The sequence below is a fragment of the Amycolatopsis sp. cmx-11-12 genome (assembly GCF_046269425.1).
In the GTDB taxonomy this organism is placed as follows: Bacteria; Actinomycetota; Actinomycetes; order Mycobacteriales; family Pseudonocardiaceae; genus Amycolatopsis.
In genome coordinates this window covers 1-562 of record NZ_JADNQM010000120.1, presented here as the reverse complement: position 1 = coordinate 562, position 562 = coordinate 1, and the positions used below count along the sequence as shown (strand labels likewise).

At 66.4% G+C, this 562-nt stretch carries 1 protein-coding gene; it reads right to left on the bottom strand.

The window, feature by feature from the left end:
- Positions 1-562: acyl-CoA dehydrogenase family protein (locus tag ACLARN_RS44170; protein WP_409497461.1), on the bottom strand; the 562-nt coding region annotated here is incomplete at both ends.

The window sequence follows — 562 nt, the reverse complement described above, 5'->3', positions numbered from 1 at the left end:
GGCGCGTCCTGCTCCGACGTGGGTGAGAGCGCGGTACAGCATGGACCGGGCGGATTCGATCGCCACGTACATCCGCCCGAGTGTCGCTTCGACGTTCTTCAGACCGGCGACCGGTTCGCCGTATCGGGTACTGCTCGACAGCCAGGTCGCGCAGTCTTCCAGGACTCGCTGCGCGCGTCCGAGCGGAGCGCAGGTGATCCACAGCCGTTGATGGCTCAGGAACCGTTGCGCGTGAGTGAGCCCGTCGCTCGGCTCGAGTATGCGTTCCGCGGTCAGCGGTACATCCTCGAAGGTGAGCGATGCAGCGCCTGCGGTCCGCATGCCGAGGGGTGCCGCCGGGGTCACGGTCACGCCGGGGTCGTCGCGTTCCACTAGGCACGCCACCATGTCCCCGGTTTCGTCGAGGGGATAGACGAGGAAGACGTCGCTCATGATTCCGGCGGTCACATAGGTTTTGTGGCCGGACAGGACGAAGTCGTCACCCTTGCGCCGGAGCACGGTGGTGAAGGACCAGGCGTCGGCGTCTTCGGTGTAGGCGATAGCCGCGCCGATGGTTCCTCGC